Annotated in this window: 23 protein-coding genes and 2 pseudogenes; 10 read left to right on the plus strand and 15 right to left on the minus strand. The window is 68.4% G+C overall.

Going from position 1 to position 22,969, the window contains the following annotated elements; translation table 11 throughout:
* Together ABD844_RS35795 and istA are read right to left on the minus strand one after the other, a co-directional pair.
* Nucleotides 1-576 (minus strand): ATP-binding protein (locus tag ABD844_RS35795; protein ID WP_344887962.1); only part of this gene is annotated, 576 nt, incomplete at its 3' end.
* Nucleotides 573-2,219: an IS21 family transposase gene (gene istA / locus ABD844_RS35800; RefSeq protein ID WP_344887965.1), complete on the minus strand. Its 1,647-nt coding sequence runs from the start codon at nt 2,217-2,219 to the stop codon at nt 573-575. The genes ABD844_RS35795 and istA, both read right to left, overlap by 4 nt.
* Nucleotides 2,220-2,527: 308 nt before the next feature.
* On the opposite strand from istA, the gene ABD844_RS35805 reads away from it, so the two are divergent.
* The 5 genes from ABD844_RS35805 to ABD844_RS35820 all read left to right on the plus strand — a co-directional run bounded on the left by ABD844_RS35805 (nt 2,528) and on the right by ABD844_RS35820 (nt 5,244).
* Nucleotides 2,528-3,208 (plus strand): arsenate reductase/protein-tyrosine-phosphatase family protein, encoded by a 681-nt coding sequence (locus ABD844_RS35805; protein WP_344887968.1) that lies wholly within the window; start codon nt 2,528-2,530, stop codon nt 3,206-3,208.
* 2 nt (nt 3,209-3,210) lie between these two features.
* Nucleotides 3,211-3,861: an arsenate reductase ArsC gene (locus ABD844_RS35810; RefSeq protein ID WP_344887971.1), complete on the plus strand. Its 651-nt coding sequence runs from the start codon at nt 3,211-3,213 to the stop codon at nt 3,859-3,861.
* Nucleotides 3,862-3,892: 31 nt separating this feature from the next.
* Nucleotides 3,893-4,300, plus strand: coding sequence for an arsenate reductase ArsC (locus tag ABD844_RS35815; RefSeq protein ID WP_344887974.1), 408 nt, complete (start codon nt 3,893-3,895; stop codon nt 4,298-4,300).
* A 117-nt stretch (nt 4,301-4,417) separates the two neighbouring features.
* On the plus strand, nt 4,418-4,699 hold the full coding sequence (locus tag ABD844_RS53385) for a tetratricopeptide repeat protein (protein WP_425568714.1): 282 nt from the start codon (nt 4,418-4,420) through the stop codon (nt 4,697-4,699).
* A 95-nt stretch (nt 4,700-4,794) separates the two neighbouring features.
* Nucleotides 4,795-5,244 carry a hypothetical protein gene (locus ABD844_RS35820; RefSeq protein ID WP_344887977.1) on the plus strand — a complete coding sequence of 150 codons (450 nt, stop codon included), beginning with the start codon at nt 4,795-4,797 and terminating at the stop codon, nt 5,242-5,244.
* Between the two features lie 535 nt (nt 5,245-5,779).
* On the opposite strand, the gene ABD844_RS35825 is transcribed toward ABD844_RS35820, so the two are convergent.
* The 3 genes from ABD844_RS35825 to ABD844_RS35835 are packed head-to-tail and all read right to left on the minus strand — an operon-like array spanning nt 5,780 to nt 7,573.
* A complete protein-coding gene (locus tag ABD844_RS35825) occupies nt 5,780-6,172 on the minus strand; it encodes a ubiquitination-like system serine protease family protein (protein WP_344887980.1) in 393 nt (130 codons plus the stop codon).
* Nucleotides 6,169-7,338, minus strand: coding sequence for a ThiF family adenylyltransferase (locus tag ABD844_RS35830; protein WP_344887983.1), 1,170 nt, complete (start codon nt 7,336-7,338; stop codon nt 6,169-6,171). The genes ABD844_RS35825 and ABD844_RS35830 overlap by 4 nt, the downstream gene beginning before the upstream one ends.
* On the minus strand, nt 7,313-7,573 hold the full coding sequence (locus ABD844_RS35835) for a multiubiquitin domain-containing protein (RefSeq protein ID WP_344887986.1): 261 nt from the start codon (nt 7,571-7,573) through the stop codon (nt 7,313-7,315). Before ABD844_RS35835 ends, ABD844_RS35830 begins: the two co-directional genes overlap by 26 nt.
* Before the next feature lie 154 nt (nt 7,574-7,727).
* Between ABD844_RS35835 and ABD844_RS35840 the strand changes: the two genes are divergently transcribed.
* On the plus strand, nt 7,728-8,087 hold the full coding sequence (locus ABD844_RS35840) for a helix-turn-helix domain-containing protein (protein ID WP_344887989.1): 360 nt from the start codon (nt 7,728-7,730) through the stop codon (nt 8,085-8,087).
* Between the two features lie 30 nt (nt 8,088-8,117).
* The gene (locus ABD844_RS35845; protein ID WP_344887992.1) at nt 8,118-8,708 is read left to right on the plus strand and encodes an ImmA/IrrE family metallo-endopeptidase; all 591 of its coding nucleotides are present in this window, start codon (nt 8,118-8,120) and stop codon (nt 8,706-8,708) included.
* A gap of 159 nt (nt 8,709-8,867) precedes the next feature.
* Here the strand turns inward: ABD844_RS35845 and ABD844_RS35850 are convergent.
* Nucleotides 8,868-9,017: pseudogene (locus ABD844_RS35850) on the minus strand (pyridine nucleotide-disulfide oxidoreductase); the annotation flags it as partial.
* A 419-nt stretch (nt 9,018-9,436) separates the two neighbouring features.
* On the opposite strand from ABD844_RS35850, the gene ABD844_RS35855 reads away from it, so the two are divergent.
* Together ABD844_RS35855 and ABD844_RS35860 are read left to right on the plus strand one after the other, a co-directional pair.
* Nucleotides 9,437-10,336 carry a DNA-processing protein DprA gene (locus tag ABD844_RS35855; RefSeq protein ID WP_344887995.1) on the plus strand — a complete coding sequence of 300 codons (900 nt, stop codon included), beginning with the start codon at nt 9,437-9,439 and terminating at the stop codon, nt 10,334-10,336.
* 2 nt (nt 10,337-10,338) lie between these two features.
* A complete protein-coding gene (locus ABD844_RS35860; protein ID WP_344887998.1) occupies nt 10,339-11,157 on the plus strand; it encodes a hypothetical protein in 819 nt (272 codons plus the stop codon).
* 40 nt (nt 11,158-11,197) lie between these two features.
* Here ABD844_RS35860 and ABD844_RS35865 read toward each other — a convergent pair.
* The 5 genes and pseudogenes from ABD844_RS35865 to ABD844_RS35885 all read right to left on the minus strand — a co-directional run.
* A pseudogene (locus ABD844_RS35865) lies at nt 11,198-11,410 on the minus strand (FAD-dependent oxidoreductase); the annotation flags it as partial.
* Complete coding sequence (locus tag ABD844_RS35870; protein ID WP_344888001.1) at nt 11,407-11,754, minus strand: ArsR/SmtB family transcription factor; 348 nt, start codon at nt 11,752-11,754, stop codon at nt 11,407-11,409. The pseudogene ABD844_RS35865 and the gene ABD844_RS35870, both read right to left, overlap by 4 nt.
* A complete protein-coding gene (locus tag ABD844_RS35875; protein WP_344888004.1) occupies nt 11,751-13,022 on the minus strand; it encodes an MFS transporter in 1,272 nt (423 codons plus the stop codon). The genes ABD844_RS35870 and ABD844_RS35875 overlap by 4 nt, the downstream gene beginning before the upstream one ends.
* A gap of 117 nt (nt 13,023-13,139) precedes the next feature.
* Nucleotides 13,140-14,540, minus strand: a complete 1,401-nt coding sequence (locus ABD844_RS35880; protein WP_344888007.1) for an FAD-dependent oxidoreductase — start codon at nt 14,538-14,540, stop codon at nt 13,140-13,142.
* A gap of 281 nt (nt 14,541-14,821) precedes the next feature.
* On the minus strand, nt 14,822-15,163 hold the full coding sequence (locus ABD844_RS35885) for an ArsR/SmtB family transcription factor (protein WP_344888010.1): 342 nt from the start codon (nt 15,161-15,163) through the stop codon (nt 14,822-14,824).
* Between the two features lie 53 nt (nt 15,164-15,216).
* On the opposite strand from ABD844_RS35885, the gene ABD844_RS35890 reads away from it, so the two are divergent.
* Nucleotides 15,217-16,284: a flavin-containing monooxygenase gene (locus tag ABD844_RS35890; RefSeq protein WP_344888013.1), complete on the plus strand. Its 1,068-nt coding sequence runs from the start codon at nt 15,217-15,219 to the stop codon at nt 16,282-16,284.
* Nucleotides 16,285-16,618: 334 nt separating this feature from the next.
* Here the strand turns inward: ABD844_RS35890 and ABD844_RS35895 are convergent, their stop codons facing one another.
* From ABD844_RS35895 to ABD844_RS35910, 4 genes are read right to left on the minus strand one after another with little or no spacing between them, the layout of a single operon-like run.
* Entirely contained in the window at nt 16,619-17,746 is a 1,128-nt protein-coding gene (locus tag ABD844_RS35895) for a hypothetical protein (RefSeq protein WP_344888016.1), read from the minus strand.
* 15 nt (nt 17,747-17,761) lie between these two features.
* Nucleotides 17,762-19,801, minus strand: a complete 2,040-nt coding sequence (fxlM, locus tag ABD844_RS35900) for a methyltransferase, FxLD system (RefSeq protein ID WP_344888019.1) — start codon at nt 19,799-19,801, stop codon at nt 17,762-17,764.
* Between the two features lie 23 nt (nt 19,802-19,824).
* The gene (locus ABD844_RS35905; RefSeq protein ID WP_344888022.1) at nt 19,825-20,892 is read right to left on the minus strand and encodes a lanthionine synthetase C family protein; all 1,068 of its coding nucleotides are present in this window, start codon (nt 20,890-20,892) and stop codon (nt 19,825-19,827) included.
* Nucleotides 20,889-22,919, minus strand: a complete 2,031-nt coding sequence (locus ABD844_RS35910; protein WP_344888025.1) for a lantibiotic dehydratase family protein — start codon at nt 22,917-22,919, stop codon at nt 20,889-20,891. Before ABD844_RS35910 ends, ABD844_RS35905 begins: the two co-directional genes overlap by 4 nt.
* Nucleotides 22,920-22,969 lie beyond the last annotated feature (50 nt).

The raw sequence follows: 22,969 nt of genomic DNA on the forward strand, positions 1-22,969 counted from the left end.
TTCGGCGCCGCGGCGGTCGAGTTCCATGTAGCCCAGCTCATCGATGCAGAGCAGGTCGACTCGGCCGTAGCGGGCGATGGTCTTGGACAGTTGCTTGTCGTCGGCGGCTTCGACCAGTTCGTTGACCAGCTTGGTGGTCAGGGTGTAGCGGACGCGGAAGCCCTTCATCGCAGCCTCGGTGCCCAGCGCGATGAGCAGGTGGGACTTGCCGGTGCCCGAGTCGCCGATGAGGCAGAGCGGCTGTCCTTTCTTCACCCATTCGCAGGCGGCGAGGGTGTGGATGACGGCGGGGTCAATGTGGGGGTTCGCGTCGAAGTCGTACTCGCGTAGTGACTTGTCACGAGGGAAAGCGGCGGCCTTGATCCGGCGTTCGGAGCGGCGGCGCGCGCGGTCGTCGCATTCGGCCATCAGCAGTTCGGCCAAGAAGCCCAAATAGGTCATCTGCTCGCGGGTCGCGGTGTCGGCCAACTCGCCGAATTGACGGCGGATGGTCGGCAGCCGAAGCATCCGACAGGCCGAGTCCACGGCGGCCTGGGCGGCTTGCTCGGTCAATCCGCGGTGGCGGGGAAAGGTCATGAGGTGTCTCCCTGGGCGGACGGCTGCGCGGCGGGTCGGCGATGTCGCAGCAACTGGTCGTAGGCGGCCACCGAGGGCAGCGGCCGGTTATCGGGCGGCAGGTGTGCCAGGCGCCGCTCGGTCAGGAAGGTCACCGTCGCGCCGGTCGGTACTGAGCCGGATGCGGTGACGGGTTCGGTGCTGGTGTTGGTGGAGGAGTCAGAGTCGGCGGCTTTGCGAGCCTCCAAGGCGACGGCATCAGCGGTCAGCGCACCAGCCCGGATTGCGGTGGCTATCCCCGTGACGATGTGCTCGTGGGCCATGTGACGGGTCAGCAGGAGCACCTCGATCAAAGCGCGGGTGCCGGCCGCGTCGCCGTGGGCTTTGCAGGCAGCCGCCCACCATTCATCGTGGACGGGGGTGAACTTGCCCGCGGCGCGCGCCTGCTCCAAGACGGTGGCTCCCGGCAGGGCGCCAGGCTTGCGGATGAGGACCTCCAGGTAGTGGTCCAACTCCAGCTGGCTCGCGGCTTTCGCCAGGAGCCGTTCGTGCCGTGCGACCTCTTCCCGTCCGTCGTAGATGACCAGCTCTGAGGCGTGCAGCATGACCCGCACCCTGCGGCCGATCAGGCGGGCGGGCACCGAATACCGGTTGGTGCGCACGGTGATCTGGCTGTAGCGGTCCACCCGCGGCGTCAGCAGCAGCCCCGTCTCGAACGGCTCGGTGGGCAACATCTTGAGCAACGGGGCCTCGATGGCGAAGTACTCCCCGATGGTCCGGGCGCGGTTCCCAATCCGCCGTGTCTCGTCGGCCAGGTCCCAAGCGTCGATCAACACATTGAGCTCGGCCAGTGAGGCGACATCGGGGATCGGCACCATGTGGTTGCGGCGAAACCAGCCGATGTCGCCTTCCACTCCGCCCTTCTCGTGGGCGCCCTGCTTACCAGGCTGGCAGTAGAACGGCTCGATCCCGTAGTGGGAGCGGAAAGCCGTCCAGCGTGCGGTCTCCACCCGGGCACGGGAGAACCCCAGAACCTGAGCGACGGCGGCCTTGAGGTTGTCGTAGCGGACCTTGCCGAATGGCACCCCTCCCAGCACGCTGAAGGCGTGGACGTGTCCCTCGAAGAACGCTTCCTGGCCGCCGGAGGCGAACACGCGGTGCACGGCCTTGCCCGAATACGACAGCCGCAACGAGAACAGCACGCACTTGACCATCTCGTCGGCCAATCGGATGGTCACCTCCCCGAAGTCGACCTCGGCCTCGGCGCCGGGCCGGTGCGACTGGGGCACGAACGCCTTGCTCGGGCCCCGGCCCGACTCGGTCCAGATCTCGGAACGGCGTTGCGCGACGTAGGCGCGAACCATCTGATACGACACTCCCACCGCGTGATGCTCGCTCACCAGCCGGTCGAAGATGCGCTTGGTGGTGTGACGCTGCTTGCGTGGCGCGTCCAGGTCCGCGCGCAGCATCTGATCGATCACGTTCTTGTAGGGGTCGATCTTGGACGTTCGCTGCGGCAGCTTCTTGCGTGGTTCAGGCCATGCCGAGGCCAACGCCTTCTGCACCGTGCGGAACCCGACGCCGTGCTTCGTTTGCAGTGCCCGGTTGGACATGCCAGTGCGAGCATCGCGGCGGATCGCCGCGTACAGCTCAACCTTCGACATGCGAGGCACGTGGGCTCCCTCACGGTGCGTAGCACCCTGATAGTCCCACCGCAACCACTTGGGTGCTGTCAAAACTCAGCAACACAGTCCGGCGGACTACACGACCGCTGTCACGGCCGGCCAACAAACGCTGTCGCAACTCAGGTATAGAGCCAGCCGTCATACGGAGCGTCATCGGCTTCGTGCTGACGCATGGCCCTGTTCGGTCGCCCTGAGGCGAGTGCCGCAGAGCCCGTGGTCCCCCATCAAGAGGCACGCTGACCACCAGCCGCTTGACACTGAGGAATGCCTCAATAATCATTGACTCAATGAACATTGACGGGCTTTCCTCGCTGGAGGCCCGGGCACGGGTGCACGCGGCGCTCGGCGACCCGGGCCGGCTGGCCATCGTCGACCGGCTGCTGCTGGGCGACGCCTCCCCGGGTGAAGTCGGGCAGGTGCTGGGCCTGCCCACCAACCTGCTCGCCCACCACCTGAAACTGCTGCAGGACGCCGGCGTGATCGAACGCCGGCGCTCCGAAGGCGACCGCCGGCGCACTTACCTGCGCCTGGTCCCGCAATCCCTGTCCGGCCTGGTGCCGGCGCCGGCTCGTCCTGCCCCACGCATCGTGTTCGTCTGCACCCACAACTCCGCGCGCTCCCAGTTGGCCGCCGCCCTCTGGAGCCGTACCAGCGCCGTGCCCGCCACCTCAGCAGGCACCCGCCCCGCATCTCGTGTCCACCCCAGCGCCCTCGCCCTCGCCGCCCGCCACAGGCTGGACCTCGGCCGCGCCGCGACCCGCCACGTCGATCAGACGCTGCGTCCCGACGATCTGGTGGTGGCCGTCTGCGATGCCGCCCACGAGCAGCTCGCCGACCTCGACCGGCTGCACTGGTCCATCCCAGACCCGGTCCGCACCGGGAGCGACGAGGCGTTCGAGCGCGCCTACATCGACATCGCCGACCGCGTGCAACGGCTGGCATCCGCCATCCATCCTCCCGAGGAGTAGCCATGCCGCAGACGTACCGCCGCCTGGACCTGTCCATCGACCAGCAGCACGCCCTGCTCACCGCCGCCCGCCAGCTCGCCGAGGAATTCGCCGGCACGTTCGGCACCGAGACCATCGAACTGTTCCTGCACTCCAGCTACGACCAGCTCGCCCTGCACGGGAAGATCCCCAACTACCTTCCGCTGCTCGCCGAGCGCTTCGCCCGCCAGCGCCTCAACGCGCTGGCCAGAGTGGAAGGCCACAGCGACGGGCGACCCGTGGTGCTGTTCCTGTGCGTGCACAACGCCGGACGCTCCCAGATGGCCATGGGCTTCTTCCAGCACCTGGCCGCAGACAGCGCGGTGGCCTGGTCCGGCGGCTCGGGGTTCGCAAGCGAGATCAACCCCGCCGCGGTGGCCTCCATGGCCGAGCGTGGCATCGACATCTCCCGCGAGTACCCCAAACCATGGACCGAAGAGATCGTCCGCGCCGCCGACGTCGTGGTGACCATGGGCTGCGGCGACGCCTGCCCCATCTACCCCGGCAAGCGCTACCTGAACTGGGACCTGGACGACCCCGAGGGCAAGAGCGTCGAAGACGTACGCCCCATCCGCGACGAGATCGAACGCCGCGTCCGCCGGTTGCTCGACGAACTCGAAGTCCCGACAGCCTGAAGATCAAACAGCAAGATAAGGAGCCCGTCGCGTGAGTGACAAGCCCAGCGTCCTGTTCGTCTGCGTCCACAACGCCGGCCGTTCCCAGATGGCCGCCGGGTGGCTCAACCATCTGGCAGGGGGCCGGATCGAGGTCCGCTCCGCCGGTTCGGCGCCCGCCGATCAGGTCAACCCGGTCGCGGTCGAAGCGATGCGCGAGGTCGGCATCGACATCAGCGTCGAGCAGCCCAAGATCCTCACCGTGGATGCGGTCGAGGCTTCGGATGTTGTCGTCACCATGGGGTGCGGCGACGCCTGTCCGATCTTCCCGGGCAAGCGGTACGAGGACTGGAAGCTCGACGATCCCGCCGGGCAGGGCATCGAGGCCGTACGACCCATCCGAGACGAGATCCGTACTCGGATCGACAAGCTGATCGGCAAGATTCTGGCCGGGGACTGAGCCCGAGGGGAGGGATGGCAGGTGGCTCACTCATTGATGGGCTGGACCGGAGGGCAAGCGCCGCTGCGCTGCTGTGGACCGCCATGACAACGCCGAACCCGCCTCCCGATTGACACTCTGGCCAGCCGTAACGAACTCGCGCACGCGCTGAAATCCACAGACCGCCCGCACGAGGCCGTCGCCTTGTTCGAGGAGACCTTCGCGGGCCGTCAGCGACTGCTGGGCGCGGTCCATCCGGACATGTTGAGCAGCCGTAACGACGTGGCCCGCGTCCTTGCCACGACAGGGGGTGAAGGACCTCCTGAACGTCAGTTGTCGGCGATTACGCTATTGAGCCAGAAGAGCATGATCAACTTCGCCGATTTGAGCCGGACCGGGAAGCCTCAATCGCCTAATTGAGCCAGGTCACGACGTGTGCGTGTCGTCTGGACTTGGTCAGTCCAGTGCATGATCATTTTGGTAGTCCATCAAGGACTCGCCGAAGGGGGGCGATCATGGCGATGGTCGACCCTTCACGACTGCGCGGGAATGACATCATTGGGAGCATGTCCCGTCGATGCGTTGTCGGCTTCACGTTGGTGGTCGGACTGATATCCGGGTGCTCCGGTCCGCCGTACCAGCTTCCTGACCGCAACACGCCAGGCGTGCAGGCTGAAGAGAGACGCCTCGCCGCACTCCTGCCCGACAGGCTGCTTTGGGGCTCTGGCACCTGCAAGGTCCGACTACTCGGTAGGGAGAACTCCTTGTCGTTCGCCTGGGCAGACTGCGATATCACGCCGACTGCCGAACATCCATCGGGAGGAGTCTCGATGCCGGTGCAGGTGGACGGCGATCAGGTTAGGAAGCCTGCCGACGGTGCGGGCTACACAGAAAGCGTCAAACGCCTGTTCCCGCGCGACCTAGCAGACGCCGTGCTCGACGAGCCTGAGCGGCTGCGCCCATAGCTCCAATGCCGATTAACGGGGTTGAGGAACCGGCGGACAGCCGTTATCGATGAGAACGATCCCCACCACAGCCCACACCAAACCCGAACCCTGCCCGCCCAGCCCTAAGCCAGGCGGGCAGAAGCTTGCTCACCCTCCGGCCAAATAGCGCCGAAAATCCCGGCCATTCACCGGCGAAAGTTGCAATCGGCGCCGCACGACCTCCTTCGTCGGCCGCACGGCAACGGCTTACCTTCTCATCCCTCCTGATCAAGCCAAGGCAACCGAAGCCCCAAGCGCAGCGCCGAACCATCAGGAATACCGTCACAACGGCAGATATTGGCATCGGCTCCAAGCGGGTCAGTGTCTTCAAGGTGGCTCAATTCCGTGACCGTTGCCCGGCTCAATTGGAGGCCGCTGACAGTCAGTCGCTCCACCATCTACAAGTACGTACCGGAGCTAAAGCCTGGCAGCGGCGGGCAGATCGAAGTCGACGTGCCCGCACCTCGCCCCGAACTCACACCAGGGACCGGCTGACGTCGCTACCGCCTGGGAATCAGGGTCTGAGACGCCGACAAAGCCTGGCGATCGGGCCGGGAACGCGTTCGCCGAGGTGCTCCTGCAGGTCTCTCTGGTCGCGCGCCCGGTTGTCGGCAATCTCGCGGGCGGTGTAGCGGCGGCTCCACCGCACCCTGCCTTCCCTGATCCAATAGTGGGAGCGGCAGGGCAGCGCCCAGTTGCCTATCGAGGGATACAAGGAGACGTCCTGGCCGTTGTAGGTGAGCGCCCACTGTGCTGGGGACAAGGGAGTGACGACCTCCTGCCCGCAATCGCAGGCACACAGGTGCCCGCAGGTGGCGTAGGGGATGGAGACGTAGAGCACTCCGCGCTCCATAGCCGGCGGGAAGCTCTCGACGAACTCTGGGCGCAGGAACGCGACGGCGGTCACGGGAGGTCCTCGTTGGCGATCTCGTTGGTGATCAGCGAGTAGGTCGTGAAGGCCTCGTCGGTCACGTCGCAGTAGACGTCCAGATGGCGTTTCCAGCGGCCTACCGCGAGAAGCGCGTTGAGCGCATTCAGGTCGGCGGTCTGGATGTTGCGACCGTAGTCGTCGCGTTCTGGAGCCGGGGCCGGAATCCGGTGGCGAGCCTGGGCGCGACGTCCCGGCAGGCTGGTGGAGACCCGCAGCAGGCCCGTGAGATGGCCGTCGATCTCCTCGACGCCCATACCGACGTCGATGAACGGCACGTCGTGAGCCTCCAGCCAGTCCATGATCGCCGGTTTGCTCAGCGCATCGTCGGAGGCCAGGAACACGAAGGTCGCCCCGGATAGGACCTCGAGGTTTTCCGCGTCGAGGTAGTGCTCGTAGGCAGCGACGCCGCGGTGCATCCTGGAGTAGACGGACGCGAAGTAGGCGGCCTTGTTCGGGCGTTCGCGAAGCGTCTCCAGCGACGCCGCGCCCGGGGCTCGGAAGGCGTTGTGATTGTCGAAATGGTCTCCGTCGATGAGCAGGATCGACTCGACCTCGGTCTTGGCGACCTGATCCAGGATGTAGCCACCGGTGCCGCCGAGCCCGATGATCACGATGCGGTGACCACGGAAGCGGCGGTGGACCGCCGCGAGGCCGGCCCGCGAGGTGGCGGTGTCGCGGTAGACGAATGGCGAGTCGTCTTCGACCTCCTGCCAGGCCGCGCCCGGGGTGGCCGTGACCGCTCCGTCGAGCGCCTGAGCCTGGTCGGCGATCATCCGGGTGTAGGCGGTGACCTTCGTGTACTGGTCGGGGTAGCCGGACGGTCCCGGTTTGGAGGACAGCATGAAATCCGCCTGGACGCCGTCGGCGATCACCCGGACCTCGGAATTGACCATCGGCAGCTCTCGGCCCTGCTCATCGCATGGCGCCGATCCTCCGAACCAGATGCGGTGGTCGGTGTCGCAGACGACCCGGTCGCCGCTGACAGTGACCGGGTAGGCGAGGAATCCGTACTGGACGGTCCGAGCCCTGGTGACGTAGGGGATGTGTCGGACGATCAGGTGTCCCGCCTGCAGTGCGACGTCGAAGCCGTCGTCGAGCAGGCGGGACAGGTCCGGGTCACGAGCGAGAGGTGCGGATGACATCGAAGACCATTCCGTTCTTGACGTTAACGCTGCGTCCGGCGGTCAGGCTGCCCGCCCCGTGCCCGCCGTGACCGCGGCTGTATCGGACGGTGAAGGTGTCCTGATCGGTCGGCGGCTGGCCCGGGTAAGCGAGCTCGACGACCTGCTCGAAGGTGATGGCCTTCTCGCGCCAGGGGTGCGAACGGGTGTTGACGATGATGGTGACGGGCGGGCGCCCGTGGTCGCCTTGAGGCATCGGTATCTCCTGTGGCGCATAGCGAGACAGTCCACATCTGCGCCTAATGTGGACCAGTGCTCGAAGTTTCGAGCACTGGTACTGTAGCAGGGGTGAGCGATATGTGGAGCAGTGGAAGAAGTCAGGGACGCCAAGGATGAGTGAGAGCCCTGGTGTGGACGTCAAGGCGCTGCACGCGGCCATGGATGCCGCACGTGCGAAGGAAGGCTTGTCGTGGCGGCAGTTGGCCAAGGAGATCGGCGTGTCGGCGTCGACGATCTCCCGCATGGCCAACGGGTTGAAACCGGACGTCACAGCATTCGCGGCGATGACGACCTGGCTGCGGATGCCAGCAGAGTCCTTCTACGTGGACCCGATGCGGTCGGACGCGGAGGAGCCGGAACTCGTGGCTTCTCTCGTCCCGTTGCTACGGGCGCGTCGTGATCTCACCGAGAACGATGTGGCCTACCTGGAAGAGGTCATCGCCGCCGCAGCCCGGCGGTTCCGGTCCGAACGAGAAGGCCAGGAGGGTTAAATGCCTCGTGGTGGGTGGACGCAGGTGCGGATGCGTGAGGTCGTGATCGAGGAGCGGGAAGGACTCGGGCTGAGCCCGACGGACCCGCTCGACCCTTACGCGCTGGCCGACGCCCACGGGATCCCCATCTACGGGCTCGAGGATCTGCTCGCCCACGGTGCGAGCCCGGAGGCATTCAGCCACTTCACCATGGGCGACTCGGCTGTGTGGTCGGCAGCCTTGCTTCCGCTGGGTACGGCGCGTGTCATCGTGGAGAACGAGTCCCACGCCGTGGTCCGGCGCCGGTCGAACATTGCGCACGAACTCGGTCATTTCCTGCTGGAGCACCCTTTTGACAATGTGATCCTCGGCGAGGACCACAAGCGGCAGTTCGATGAGAAGCAGGAGAAGGAGGCCGCCTTCATGGCCGGGGAACTGCTGATCCCGCTTGCCGCGGCCGAGCGCATGGCCTTTGACGGCTGGGACAACGCGCGTGTTGCGGCGGCCTATGGGGTGAGTACGCAGTTCGCGCAGATGCAGATGAAGGGCCAGCGAGTGCGGGCGCAACGAGCCGCACGCAAGTACGGCTACGGCTTCGGCAACGCCAGCTTCGGCAAGTCGGAGACCAAGTCCTCGCCCTGATGCGGCCCGCTGGGTGCCACATGTGCTGCGAAACGTCGCGTCCGCTCGTAACCACGCCGTTCCCGGCCGCAGTACGGGCAACACCGGTGCTTCACGCGGCCATCATCCTGCCCGACGCCCTCACGAGTCAGCGTCGCAGTTCAGGGCACTGAACGTTGTCTACGCGTGGTGTGGGGATGACGCTTGGAGTTGGTGGGTGATCTCGGTGACCATCTGACGGGCGGTACGGCCTGTGCCGATCAGGGTGGCGGAGGCGGCGCCGGTCCAGTCTCCGTAACCGAGGAGGTGTAGGCGGGGCTCAGCGAGCGCGGGTGGTGGGACCGGGACCACCGCGCTCGCGGCCGCGACGCTCGGGCGGACTGGCCTGTCCTTGGATCGCTCTGCGGACTATTGCTGGCTGGCCGCCTGTTGCACCACGGACCCGGGGGAGCGGGCCCGGGCCCTGGGCTTGCCCAAGTCTCCACCTGCCAATCCTGACCAGGCGGCGCTCTTTGAAGCGTCGTGAGCCTCTCCCGATCCCCGCCTACGCGCCGGAATCTTGTGACCTGCTCCAAAGACCATGCTTCCGCGGCGCGCGGTACGGCGGTGAATCCAACCCGGCAAACCCGCCCCGCTGTAGTGCCGGGCTCGGCACGATAGCCCCAAGGCGAACCACGCATCCTGTCGCTGCTTTTGTCGGCGTTAGCGCGTACGTTCACACCGAAACCACGTTCGAGATGGTGATGACCATGACCACGATCGACGAGCAAGCCGCTGTCCTCGCCCTCACCAAAGCCACCCGTGACAAGCCCTGGCTCTACACCGCACGCATTATCCTCGACGCGGGTAGCGCCCTGGAGCTGCTCGACGGCCGCTGCGCGAGCCGGGACGCCGACGACCGGGCGCACGCCGCCGACATCGCAGCCCGGGTCATGCCCGGCGACCTGGCCTGGGCGCGCGACCTCGTCACGGCCATGCGCGGTGACGGCGTCCATCTCGTCACCGTGCTGGACGACGCCTACCCTGGCAACCTTATGTGGGCCCACGACCGGCAGCCGTTCCTGTGGATCTGCGGAGACATCCGCCCCTGCGACCACCGCTCTGTCGCCGTGGTCGGCGAGGACGACACCGGCCATGCGGCGGACGCGGCTCGCGCCTTGGCCCAGGCCGGCATTACCGTCGTCGCGCCTCTGCACTCGGCCCTGGACGCGGCGGTCCACCAGGCCGCGCACGACGCCGGCGGCCGCACCCTGGCCGTCCTGACAGGCGGCATCGCCGAGCCAGCCACCGTCGACGAGTACGCCAGTGTGGCCGAGCAGATAGCCAACTGCGGCGCGCTCGTGTCCGCGTTCTGGCCCGACGCCGCTCCGACCGACCGGACCGTGGCGCTCTCCCGCATCGTGACCTGCGGGTTAGCGGACTGCCTGTATGTCGTCGACGGGGCCGCCGGCGGGTCGTCAGCCGGCCACGTCGAGCAGGCACTCCAGACCGGCAAATATGTGTTCGTGTCCCAGCGGCTCCACCAAGAACAGCCATGGGCCGCGCGGGCAGGCTCGCGGGGAGGCATGACTGCCGTTCAGGACATTGACGAGCTGCCCAAGCAGGCGGTCAATCTCATAGATATGACCACTGGAACGAACACCTATTGATCATGGGTGATGCCGAGGCGTTCACCCGCGAATTCCTGCCGCTGTTCCGCTCGGTTCCACCGACGCGGCCAGGCGTGTGCCGAATCTGCCACTCCGGTCCGAACAACGTCGGTGACACCGGCGGGCCTTGGGCTACGTGCGCAAGTTGCAAGCGCACCACGAAGAACTTATACGGCCACACGCAGTACGTGGTGCCGATCTCGCTGACGACCACGAACACGCAGTTGTACGACGTGCTCGTCCGCAAAAGGGACCCCTACGGCCCCGGAGGGCGGCGCAAGCGGACTGACTTCCTCGCCGCGACGGTGAGCCACTTCTACCACCAGCACGCCCACTGCCTGCAAGGAATGGCGGGCGGCCCGTTCACCCTGGTGGCCACCATCCCGAGCAACAACCTCGACACACCCGCGAAAGCCTTCCACATCATGTGGCAGGTCGTGGAGAGGGTGGGCGCGCTGGCTCGACTGTGGCGGCCACTCCTGCTGGAAGCAGACACCATGTTCGCGCCGGTTCTTGCCGACCGCCGCGCCCACCGGGACGCCTTCCGGATCCCCCGCTCCGACAGGTTGGACAACGCGCGTGTCCTGCTGGTGGATGACCTGTTCGTCTCCGGTGCCCACGTACAGAGCGCAGCCTCGGCACTGATCGAGGCCGGAGCTGCAGCAGTGGTGGCGCTCGTGATCGCGCGGCTGATCAACCCGGCGTCCAAAGATCCCTACAGCGCCGGCATCTGGAAACAAGCCTGTGAGCAGCCTTTCAGTTTCGACTGCTGCTGCATCTGCGACCGGTACGACCGCGCCGAGAATCCACGCAACCTGTAACCGCTTCCCCGGCAACACCGGGCCTCGCTCTCATCACACGACCCTGCGGCTGCGGCATCATCTTGCCGGGCAGTGAGCTATAGAGGGCGGGCGAGAACAGCCGCAGGGAATCCCAGGCGTGCTGCCAGGCGCCGCCGGGACCGTCCTGGCCGTCCAGGATGACGAAGTCGGCCTTTGCGCGACGCAGGTAATAGCCGGCCACCAACCCGGCTTGGCCCCCACCGATGACCAGGACGTCGACTCGACGTGTCATACGGTGGCGGGTTCGGCCAGCGGGGTGAACAGCGCACCGAGACGGGTCACCTGCTTGGTGACGATCCAGTAGTAGACCCAGGTGCCGCGCCGCTCGCTGTCGATCAGCCCGGCGGTGCGCAGCACCTTGAGGTGGTGGGAGATGGTGGGGGCGGTCAGGTCGAAGGCATCGGTCAGGTCGCACACGCAGGCCTCTCCGCCTGGGTGCGAGCCGATCATCGACAGCAGGCGCAGCCGTACGGGGTCGGCGACGGCCTTCAGCAGGGCGGCGAGGTCGGCTGCGTCACTTTCCGAGAGCGGCTCGCGGGCGATGGGAGCGCAGCACACTTCTGCGTTGGCAGTCACGACGACACCTCCTGCTTAGATGGTTGTCTAAATGATAGGCGATGGTAGGCGACCAGCGCGAACGCGGCGATCCCGCACGCTGTGGTGACGGCGCCCATCACCCAGGCGTACCCGATGAGCTGGGCCAAAGCGACCGCTCCTAAGGGGACCAGCGCCTGGTCGACGACCGAGAACAGCGCGATGCGGCCGGACAAGCTGGCGTAGGCGGCGGTTCCGTACTGTTCGGCGAGCAGGTGTGGCAAGGTGATCGTCCCAACGCCGAACCCGATCCCGAACAGCAGCACGCAAGAGATCGCGCCCGGCACGGTGGTGCCGGTGAACGGCAGCAGCAGCGCTCCGATCCCTTGCAGGGCGAAGGTCGTGGCCGCGACGGGGGCCGCCGCCCACCGACGGCGCAGGCCGGTGGTGACCAGGCGGCCGGTCACCGAGAGCACGCCGAGCAGTCCGGCGATGGCGGCGGCGAACACTGGGGTGTGGCCGAGGTGGATGAGGTAGGTCACCAGCAGGATCGCGATGGTGGCCACCGCGCCGCCATGCGCGGTGAAGGCCGCTGCCAGCAGCCAGAACGGCCGGGCGCGGACGGCGGCCTTGACCAGGTCGGTGCGGGCCGCCGCTTTGACCGTGGCGGCATGGTCGGGGCGGCGTCGCAGTACCAGGGCGTGCAGCGGGATCGCCAGCAGACCATAGCCGACGGCCAGGACGACCAGCGCGTGGCGCCAGCCGCAGTGCTCGACCAGCAGGCCGGTGAGCGGTAGGAAGATCGAGGAGGCGAACCCGGCGACGATGGTGAGCGCCAGCAGCGCGTTGGCCCGGCGCTGTCCGTGTGCGGGCCCGTCGAACCAGCTCACGATGACGGCGAAGGCGGGCTCGTACAGCACCATGGCCGAGGCGATGCCGATGGCCAGGAAGACGCCGTAAAGCTGAGGCAGCGTCTCCACACGTGACCAGGCAAACACCGCGAGGGCGCCGAGTACGGAGCCGACCGTCATCAGGGTGCGACCGCCGCGGGCATCGAGCCAGCGGCCGACCAGGGGTGCGCACAGGGCGGTAGCCAGCACGGCCAGCGTGAGCGCGGCGGCCACCTGCGTGCCCTCGGCCTTCAGGTCTCGCTGCATGGGGATGAGGAAGACGGAGAAGGCGTAATACAGCACGCCGTAGCCGATGGTCTGAGTGACGGCCAGCGCGGCCACGATCCGCCATCCATGGAAGGGCCCGGATCGGCCGTCACCCCGCGTCGCTGGGGCGGCGGCCTCGGCAGTGGAGCTCACGACGGCCCACCCGGGCAGGCGACCAGCTCACGACCGTTCACCGCGGCCGGCCACGCGCCGTTGCCGGACTCGGCGATGGCGGCGCTGGAACAGCGCTCGGACATGTCCAGTCTCACGTCAGCCACAGCAACTGCCGCCGGAGCCGGTGGTCACCAGCGGGAGCGGGGTGGCGAGCAGGCCGCCGCTGATCCCGGTGGCCAGGCCGACCCGCTGCTCCTGGGCCTCGGCCAGGTTGGAGGAGCACACCCCGGTCTCGGGCAGGTCGAGCTGCACGTCCCGAGCCGCCTCCCAGTCGCCGGCGATCGCCGCCACCACCGAGCGGACCTGCTCATACCCGGTGGCCATGAGGAACGTGGGCGCGCGACCGTAGCTCTTGACGCCCACCGCGTAGTAGCCGGGCTCGGGGTGGGCCAGCTCGTCCACGCCGTGCGCGGGGACGGTGCCGCAGGAGTGCTGGTTGGGGTCGATCAGAGGGGCCAGGGCTCGCGTGGAGCCGAGAACCGGGTCCAGGTCCAGGCGCAGTTCCGAGGTGATGGAGTGGTCGGGGCGGTAGCCGGTGGCCGACACGATCCGCTCCACCGTGACCGTCTGCTCGTGCCCGGACGGGTCGCGGCTGATCACCTCGACGCCCTGGCCGATGGTGTTGACGTGGTGGGTGTAGAAGCCGGTCAGCAGTCGGATGCGGCCGGAGTCGACGAGGGCGCGCAGCCGGGTGCCCAGCGCGCCGCGGGCCGGCAGCGCGTCGGCGTCGCCGCCGCCGTAGGTGCGGGTGGCGTTGCCCGCGCGGATGGCCCAGGTGATCGGGGTGTTCTCCAACTGGGCCAGGGCGAGCAGGGTGGTGGCAGCCGAGTGGCCGGCGCCGACGACCAACACGTGCTTACCCTCGTAGCGGTTGCGGTCGGCGCCGAGCACGTCGGGCAGGGCGTGATCGACCTCGACGCTCTGCTCGCCGTGCGCGGGCAGGCCACTGGCGCCGAGCACGTTGGGGCTGGTGTAGGTGCCGGAGGCGTCGACGACCGCCCGCGCCTGCAGTTCGGTCCCGTCATCGAGACGGATCAGGAACGGCGCCCGCTCGCGCCCGTTGGTGCGGACCCGGTCGTAGCCGAGCCTGCTGATCGCGTTGACGCGGCAGCCGAACCTGACCTTGTCGGCGAAGAGCTTGGCCAGCGGGGCCAGGTAGCCGTCGATGAGTTCGGCTCCGGTGGGCAGCCACTCGGGATCAGGGGCGCTCCAGCCATCGGCCTCCAGCAGGCGGCGGGCAGCGGCGTCAATGCTGTACTTCCACGGGCTGAACACCCGTACATGCCCCCACTGCGCGACCGACGCACCGGCCTGCCCACCGGCCTCAAGGATCAGGAAGTCCAGGCCGCGCTCGGCCAACTGCGCGGCGGCGGCCAGCCCAACCGGGCCCGCGCCGATCACCACGACCGGCAGGCCGCTGGCTTCGATCGTGGAGTGCTCCACCTGAAGAGAGGTGGTCTCAAGGGAGGTGGTGGTGCTGCAGCATCCGTCACTCATGATTACCTCGCTTGCTTTCGGGTTGTAGTGGGCAGCGGAACCTCAGGCCCGTGGCGTCGGCGCGGTCGATGCTCGCGCTCGCTCGCCAGACGGGGTGGCCCATCCCGCCGCGCATCGCGACGAAGGTGACAGTGCCGCCCGGCGGAACCGCCGCAGCAGAGCGCATCGCCACCTGTTATTTAGATATTTTTCGAAGCAGGAGGAAGCATGGCCCACTGCTTAGAGCTTTGTCAAATTAGATGCGCGCCTAAGCTGTGCGGCATGGTGGCGCCCCTTGCCGGTTAGCCGCAGCCGCCGACGGAGGGAGAGTCTTCGGGAGGGCAGCACGCGGCCAGCGCGGCCTGCAGGTCGGTCAGCGCCCGCCGCGCACCGTCGGGGTTGGCGCGGTAGTAGACGGTCTTCCATTCGCGCCGAGAGGTGAGCACGCCACCCTCGCGCAGCGTCGCCAGGTGTGTGGAGGTGGCCGACTGGGCCAATGAAAGCCGCTCGGCCACCTCGCTCACGGTCAATTCCACCCCACCTTCGAACAGGAAGAGGATCTGCTGGCGGGTGTCACTGGCCAGGGCTTTGAGGAAGCCGCGCGCCGCGTCGGTGAGCTGGATGCCGCTGCCTGCCGTCTGCATGGCACGACTCTACCGTATTGTCATTTCTGGATATGAGGATATGATCCGGCGGCATGGACACCATCGTCATCGGCGCCGGCCAGTCCGGCCTGGCCGCCGCCCGCGCCCTGCGCACCGCAGGCCGCACCCCCGTCATCCTCGAAGCAGGCCACCAGCCCACCGGCTCCTGGAACAGCTACTACGACAGCCTCACCCTGTTCTCACCCGCCCGCTACAGCGCCATGCCCGGCCAGGACTTCCCCGGCGACGGCGACCACTACCCCACCCGCGACGAGGTCGTCGCCTACCTCCAGCACTACGCCGACAGCCTCGACGTGGAGATCCGCACCGGCACCCGCGTCACCACGGTAGAGGCCGACGGCGCGGGCGGCTACCTCATCCACACCGCCGCCGGGGACACCCTGCCCGCCATGGGCGTGATCGCGGCCAGCGGCTCCTTCGGCAACCCCTACGCCCCCGCCCTGCCAGGCCAGGACGGCTACACCGGACAAACCCTGCACGTGGCCGACTACCGCAACCCCAAGCACCACACCGGACAACGCGTCGTGGTGGTCGGCGGCGGCAACTCCGCCGTCCAAGTCGCCTACGAACTCGCCGAGGTGGCCACCGTCACGATCGCCTCACGCCAGCCGCTCCAGCTCATGCCACAAATCATCGGAGGCAAGGACGTGCATCACTGGCACACCACCACCGGCTTCGACCAGTTCCCGCCCGCCTGGCTGGCACGCATCGCCAGCGGCACCCTCGTCATGGACACCGGCGACTACGCCGCCGCCCTCACCGACGGCCGCCTGCAGCGCCGCCCCATGTTCACCGCCCTCGACGGCGACCACCTCCTCTGGACAGACGGCGAACGCGAACGCGTCGACGCGGTCATCTACGCCACCGGCTACCGGCCGCATCTCGACTACCTGGCACCGCTCGGCGCCCTGGACGAGACAGGACTGCCCCGCCACACCGGAGGCATCTCCACCACCCACCTCGGGCTCGGCTACGTCGGCCTGGAATTCCAACGCTCCTTCGCCTCCAACACCCTGCGCGGCGTCCACCACGACGCCGAACACGTCGCCGCACCCATCGCCGCCTACGCCGGAGGAGTCCTGAGCGCCTACGCCCTATGACCCGCACAACCGCCGTGTGCGAGCAGGGCTGACCGGCAGCGCCTGCCGACGCGGAGCGGGTAGGCCGCGCTGAGATACCACACACCACGCTTCATGCGGGTGCCGCAACTGCGGGCGGAACTAGAGGGAACTAGAGGTGCGCACGTCCGTCGATCCTGGGTATGGCGAGGGGCCTGCGATGGTCTTGGTCGAGCCAGTCGTATTTGAGACCCTGACCGAGTCGGCCGTGGCGGAGGGGCGGGCGCTTTCCAGGGCGGTGAGCCTTTCCAGCTTCAAGTGTCGGCGGGTTCGTTGCTGGCCGCTTCTCGCATTTAGCCGCCCGCAGCTCTCGGCATTACTGCTCGGCGTCTGAGGCGCCCTTCGTACCAAGCAGGGCGCGCAGGCTCTGCTCGCCTTGACGGACAGCGGCCGTGAGGGCTTCCGAGTGGGCTGCCGGGAGGCTTCCGGCGCCGAACCCCGCAGCGGCGAGTACACGGGCGAGTTCCTGTTCCTCTTGTAGAGTCATGTGGGAGAGCATCCCGTGGTGCCTCAAGACGTCTCGGGCCGCGTAGCCGTCCGAGTTGGCCACGCTGATGACGGCGGATCGTAGGTCTGAGTCGTGTGCTGTGGGCTGGTCGGCGGCCAGGTCGAGCACGGTCAGGCCGAGCCGGACCCGGAAAGCTGCTGTCGTCGGTTCGGGTTCGGCGATCAGCGTGAGTGCTGCTCTCACGGCGTGGTCCAGCTCGGTCGGTGGCGTCGTCGAGGTGGTCGGTCGGCAGTGGATGCGCAAGATGGCGGCGACGGCGTTTTCCCAGGGCTCCGCAGGCACGCTGGAGTCGATCATGTCGGCGGCCTGCTGGTGGAGGTCCTGCTCTACCAGCGACATGATCGTGATCTGGCGGCCGTCGAGGAGCCGTTGACCGACGCCGCGGTGCGCGGCCATGGAGTTGGCTGCCTCTGTCCAACGGCCGGCGCTGGCGAGGGCTCTGGCGCCGTCGACCAGGAGGGTGACCCACAGCTCTGTGCAGATCTTGCGGTGGTCTGGCCCGGTCTGGATCAATGGTGCAAGGTCGACGGCGTGGTCACGGATGACGGTGGTGCCGCGCTGCTGGGCGGCCCGGTACAACTGCTGCAGCACCGCGAAGGCGCCGCTGCCGTCACCTTCGCGGATCAGGAGCCTGGCGATGTTCACCAGCGGCATCAGCGACATCACGGCGATGTCCTGGCTGAGGGCGCCAGCTTCGACGAAGACCTTGTGCTGCCGCCAGCACAGTTCGGCGGCCAGGTCGGGCATTCCGCTGTCGGAGGCGATGAGCGCGGCGAAGTTGAGGACTCCGCTGGCGCGGGCCACCTGCTGGGGGTGGTCCGCGCCGGGCGGTTCGACGGTCAGCGCGGTGAGTTCCGCGATGCGCTTGTCCAGCGGGAGGCCGGGGGGCTTGGGGCGGCAGACCAGCGGGATGCGGCGGGCGATCGCGGGGTTCATCACGCTGCTCCCCTTCTACGGCCAGTCGATGACGAGTCGGCTGTTGGGTTTGTCGATGATGAAGCGTGGGTCGTCGTGGGCCGTCAGGTGGTCGCGGGCGTTGCCGACGGCCATGCGGAAGCGCGGTTCGGGCGCGTTGTGGCCCCAGCCCTGGTGCCAGTCGGTGATCCCGGCGGTGACCTGGTCGGCGAGGGAGGCGCCGCGTGGGCCGTGGCCGATGACGCCGAGTTCCCAGAACCTGCTCTGCTCGTCTTCGCCTTCGCGGATGGTCAGGTACGCCAGGCTGTCGCCGTCGAGCGCGGCCATCGATCCCCATGCGAAGTGGGGGTGGAAGCCGGGGCGGGAGCCGGGCATGCGGGACAGGCCGTTGGGCAGGACCGCGGCGAGGTAGAGGTACACCCATTCGAAGGGGTTGCCCTGGCGGAAGTTCACCCCGGTGTAGATCTTGGTGGGGGGCTGGTCGAGGACGGTGCGGATCGCGTCTCGGTCGACGTCCTGTTCGCTGAAGGTCTCCACGTGGACGTTCCCTTCTCCGGCCATGGGGACGCGGGTGTAGATGTCGTCGCAGACGCCCTTGCGGAGGGGGACGAACGTGGCCATCTCACACGAGACGGTTCTCCAAGTGTCGCCGTCGCGTTCGAAGGCGAAGCTGCGGGAGATGCTGCCGCGGATCCGCATCGGGAGGACCAGTCGTCCGCCGGGGGCGAGCTGGTCGAGGATCGGCAGGGGAACGTCGCCGGCGCCTACGGTGAACTGGATGCGGTCGAACGGGGCGTGTTCCGGAAGGCCGGCCGCGCCGTCGCCGAGGATGCAGGTGACGTTCGAGGCGCCGGCGTTCGCGAGGTTCTTCTGGGCTCGGTCCACGAGGTCCTGGTCGACGTCGACCGTCCAGACGTGGCCCTGGGGGGCGACGAGCCGGGAGAGGAGCGCGGCGTTGTAGCCGGTGGCGGCTCCGGCTTCCAGGACCTTGTGGCCGGGCCTGGCGTCCAGTTGCTGTAGCTGGAGGGCGACGATGGAGGGCGCGGAAATGCAGGAGATCATTTCGCCGGATTTGTCGTGCTTGATGGGCACGGCGTCTTCGGCATATGCCGCCTGGGGGTCGACGCCTGGGAGGAAACGGTGCCGTTCGACGGCCCGGAACGCGGCGATGACGTCGGGGGCGTGCAGGTGGCCGCCTTCGATGAGGCGGGTCACGTACGCCTCCCGCAGCTCGGTGGGCTCGGTGGGGTCGGTGGCGGTCATAGTGGTCTCCATTCGGGTGAGGTTACGGTTCGGCGGGGTGGTACGGCGGGTGGACACGTCGGCCCATTCGGTGAAGGCGGCTTGACTGCCGAGCCATGCGGTTGCGGCCTGCTGGCCGGCGGGGATTCCGGCGCGGTTGAAGGCAAAGATCGCGTGGTGGGTGAGTACGGCGCGCAGGCCCCGCGTCAGCCGTCCTTCGGCGGCCAGCAGCCTGAGCCGTCGTCCGGCCTCCTCGAACGCGGCGATGCGCTCGGCCCAGCCGGGCTCGGCGTCCGGCCTTTGGGCGGCGTCGGCGTTCATCAGACGCCGCATCGCGCTGATCGCCCGGTCGATGGACGGGCCGATGGGCGGGGTGACGGGTGGCCGCAGGTCGCCGAGTTTCGCCCAGACGTCGCCGATCTCGAACGGGTCCATGCCTGCCGCGCGGTGCATCGCCGACAGCAGGAGGACGCAGCGTTCCCGGGCGTTCGGGCTGCCGGTTTCGGCCAGAGCCGCGGGGCTGTCGGCGCAGAACACGTCATGGGCGACCACCGTCCCCTCGGGGCCGCCGAAGGCGTGAACCTCGGGCTCGTAGATTCCGCCGACCCAGTTGGCCACGATGTGGTCGGCGGCGAGCTGGTCGAGCAGGCCCGCCGCGGGCTGCTCGGTGCGCAGGCGGAGGCCGCTGTCCTTGCGGAGGAAATGGAAGCGGTGGCCGGACAGCGCAGCCGACAGCACACGGGCGGCTTCCGGCGTGATGCCGACGTCGGGGAGGGAGACGGTGGCGTGCCACCACCTCGTGTGGGTGGTGATCGGAAGGTGCTCGTCGTCCACCTGTAGGGCTCCTTATCGCGGGGTCAGGTGATCAGGAGGGCTCTGGTCCAGCCGGTCGTGTTCGTGCCGCCTAACGCCAGATGGGCGCCGACGCGGCCTTCCATGAATCCAGGCTTTGGCAGCCGGTCCAGGTCGGCGGCCAGGCGTTCGGTGAGGTCGTCGATGAGCGGTGAGAACCGTTTCGGTGCGGGGCTGTCGCCGGCCATGGCGCGGGCGATGGCCAGCAGACCGGCCCAGCCGTGGCACAGCGTGGCGTCGGTGATCCGGCTGAGACATGCCGGGTCGGTCAGCACGCTCATGACGGTGTTCTCCGCGCTGTGCTGGCGGGCGGGGTCGTTGAGGGCGAGCGCGGCTAGCTGCTGGGCGCGGGCGATGCCGAGCTGGCCGTAGCACCAGGACGGTCGTGCGGGCATCGGCTCGGGAGGGTCGGCCGTGGTCAGCTCGCCGAGGGTGATCCAGTTGCGGCAGCCGTACCTGTCCAGCCAGCGCGCGAACACCTCGATCGCGTCGCGTTGCCCCGGCACCTGGACACCGTGGCGGGCGGCGAGGGACAGGAGCGCCAGAGGGCCGGCGATGCCGTGCGCGACACCGTTGTTCCCGTGGCCTCCGGGTATCTCCTCATGCCCGGGGCCGTCCATCGACCACCACCCGGGCAAGGCCCTGCCACCAACGTCGACCGGCTGTGTCAGCGATACGAGGTGAGCCAGGACCTGGTCGAGCAGCGGCGGCGGGTCTGCGCGGGTCAGGAGCAGCGCGGCCAGCCCGGTGAGCCCGCGGATGAGGTCGAACTCCGCCAGTCGCGGCAGCGCCCCGGACGCCTGCCGCCTGCGTGCCGCCTCCAGTCGGGCGGCCACGACGCTGTCGACGACGTCCCGCACCGCGTTGTCGGCGTGTCCGGCGCGGCCGAGCACGAACTCGAGCGCTGGGGCGCCATGGAACAGCGATGCGTTGCCACCGGCACTGACGCCACTCGCGACCGCCTGCCTCAAGGTGTCGCGGGCAGAGGTGAGATCTCCGCGTTCGATGTGCAGCAGCGCCACTCCGAGCATGCCCTCGGACAGGTCCTGCGTCCTGGGAACTGGCGCGTTCATGAGCGTGCCTTGAGCGGGATGACGAGGCTGTGGGCCCGTCCGCCGATCCAGCCGTCGGCGTCCGGTGGTGGCGCGTCATACAGGACCGCGACACCGGTACGGCTGGCGTCGAGGTGGACACGCAGGAGATCCAGGTGCATGTCCTGGCGTAGATCGAGCGGCAGGTGCTGGTCGTCCTCGGCCAGGAGCACACGGTCCGGCACCCTGAACCGGCCCATCCAGGCGTGCAGCCGGACGGCCCACTCGTCCAACGTGGCAGCGCGGCCGGGCAGGTCCCGGCCGCGCACCTTCCAGCGTGCAGCGGTCAGGATCGACCGCCGATAGGTCAGCGTGGGGAGGAACGGGAGGATCCAGGCGGCGCCCCAGTCGAACCAGGTCACCTGGGCGGTGTGGGCGCGGCTGATCTCGGCCAGAAACCGGGCCAGGGGCGGCGTGTAGTTGTTCCACACGAAGTTGAGCGCGGTCGGCGCGAGCAGCTCCAGCCGCTCCCCCGTGGCTGCCTCGGCCAGATAGAGACGGCCGTCGCGGACTCCGACAGCCAGATCAGACAGGCCCAGCACGCCCTTGTCTGGGCTCCGGAACTCGCCGACGCTGACCAGCCTCGGCAGCACCTGCGGGGCGCGGGTGAGCAGGTCGGCGTGGACGCGACCGGCGTGGAAGGACAACTGCGCCAGCTCGGCGCCGGGTACGACCGTGGCCAAGCTGGCGTACGCGGTGCTGGTGTGGGGAAACAGATGCCAGAACCGGCCCGTCATCGAACCGGCGGCGCGGGAGACGGTGATCACCCGGAGCCGGAAGTCTCCGCGGTCCAGAGCCCGAATCGAGGCCGCATGGAGCTGCGCGCACAGTTCGATATGGGGCGGAGTGACCGCAGGCTCCCCCGCCGCTTCCAGGCGTTCGATCGTCTCCTCGGGCAGGGCCACGGACCGGCTGCGCTCGACAGATGCGGTGCCAGCCATCTCCAGCAGGAGCCGGTCCCGCAGGGTCATCGGGCGGGGAGACTCGGCCAACTGACCGAATCCTTCAGGCAGACCCAACCCTTTGTCGGGGTCGATGACGAGTTCCAGCGGCACCTCGGCGCCGTCGCCGTAGCGGTCAGTGAACCGCTCGGCGTAGCGGCGCCATGCCGGCGTTCCCGCCGGATGCATGGCGAGCCGGGTCAAGACCGTGGCGGCAGTCTCCGCCTCCGTGAGCACCGCTTCTGACAGCCGCACTGTGGCGTCCAGCCGCAGATCCACCGCCGAACTTGCGCGGACGGCTGTCCGCAAGGCGGGCGGCAGCGCGCCGGCAGGATCGATGACGGTGGCGGGAGCGCGTAGCGATGACCGCAGCAGCCGCACCCGCAGAAGCTCGGCCAGGAGCCCGGTCCGCTGGCGGCCGGGCGTGCTGGGGAACTCGGCGGCGAGCTTGTCGCCCAGCTCCGAACACCGGATCGGCGATCGGGCCGCGTCGAGCACCAGCGTGATCGCGGGCGTCAGCGCGAGGGAGAACTCCGAGACCCCCTCGAACGGGACGTAGACGCGGCCACCCTGCCGGCGTGCCAGGGTGTTGACACAGACTTCGACGTCGGCCATCCGTTGGCCGTCCGCTTCCCAATCCGTGATCGCCGCGTCCAGCGCCACCGGGTCGGGCCGGGTGACGGCCTGGTGCTGGTCCCCGAACCGCACCTCGGCCCCGCCGCCCAGCTCGATCAGCGTGACACCAGCGAACAGACCGAACGGGGTGGACCGGCGGGTGTACCTGATCGCGTACCGGGCGGTGGCCAGTGCCGCCCGGCGTACCCGGCGTACCTTCGACGAGCGCCCGTCGAGGATCGCCCGGACCTGGCGGGCCAGGTCCGGGCTGGCGCCGGACACAGCCTGCTGGAAGATGTCATCAGCCCACACCGCGGCCAGCCACGAACGCCAGCGTTCGAGCGGAGCAGCGGGCCCCGGCCAGGGCGGCAGGTGCGGCCCGGCGAGGTTCACCGCGGCGCGCAGCATCGTGCCGCCAGCATCTCGGTACAGGCTGCGCCGCAAGCGCGTCATCGCCGCACCTCCGTCTCGGCAGGAAAAGGGGCATGCGGGCCGGAGGGCTG

Source organism: Nonomuraea antimicrobica, assembly GCF_039536965.1.
Lineage (GTDB): Bacteria > Actinomycetota > Actinomycetes > Streptosporangiales > Streptosporangiaceae > Nonomuraea > Nonomuraea antimicrobica.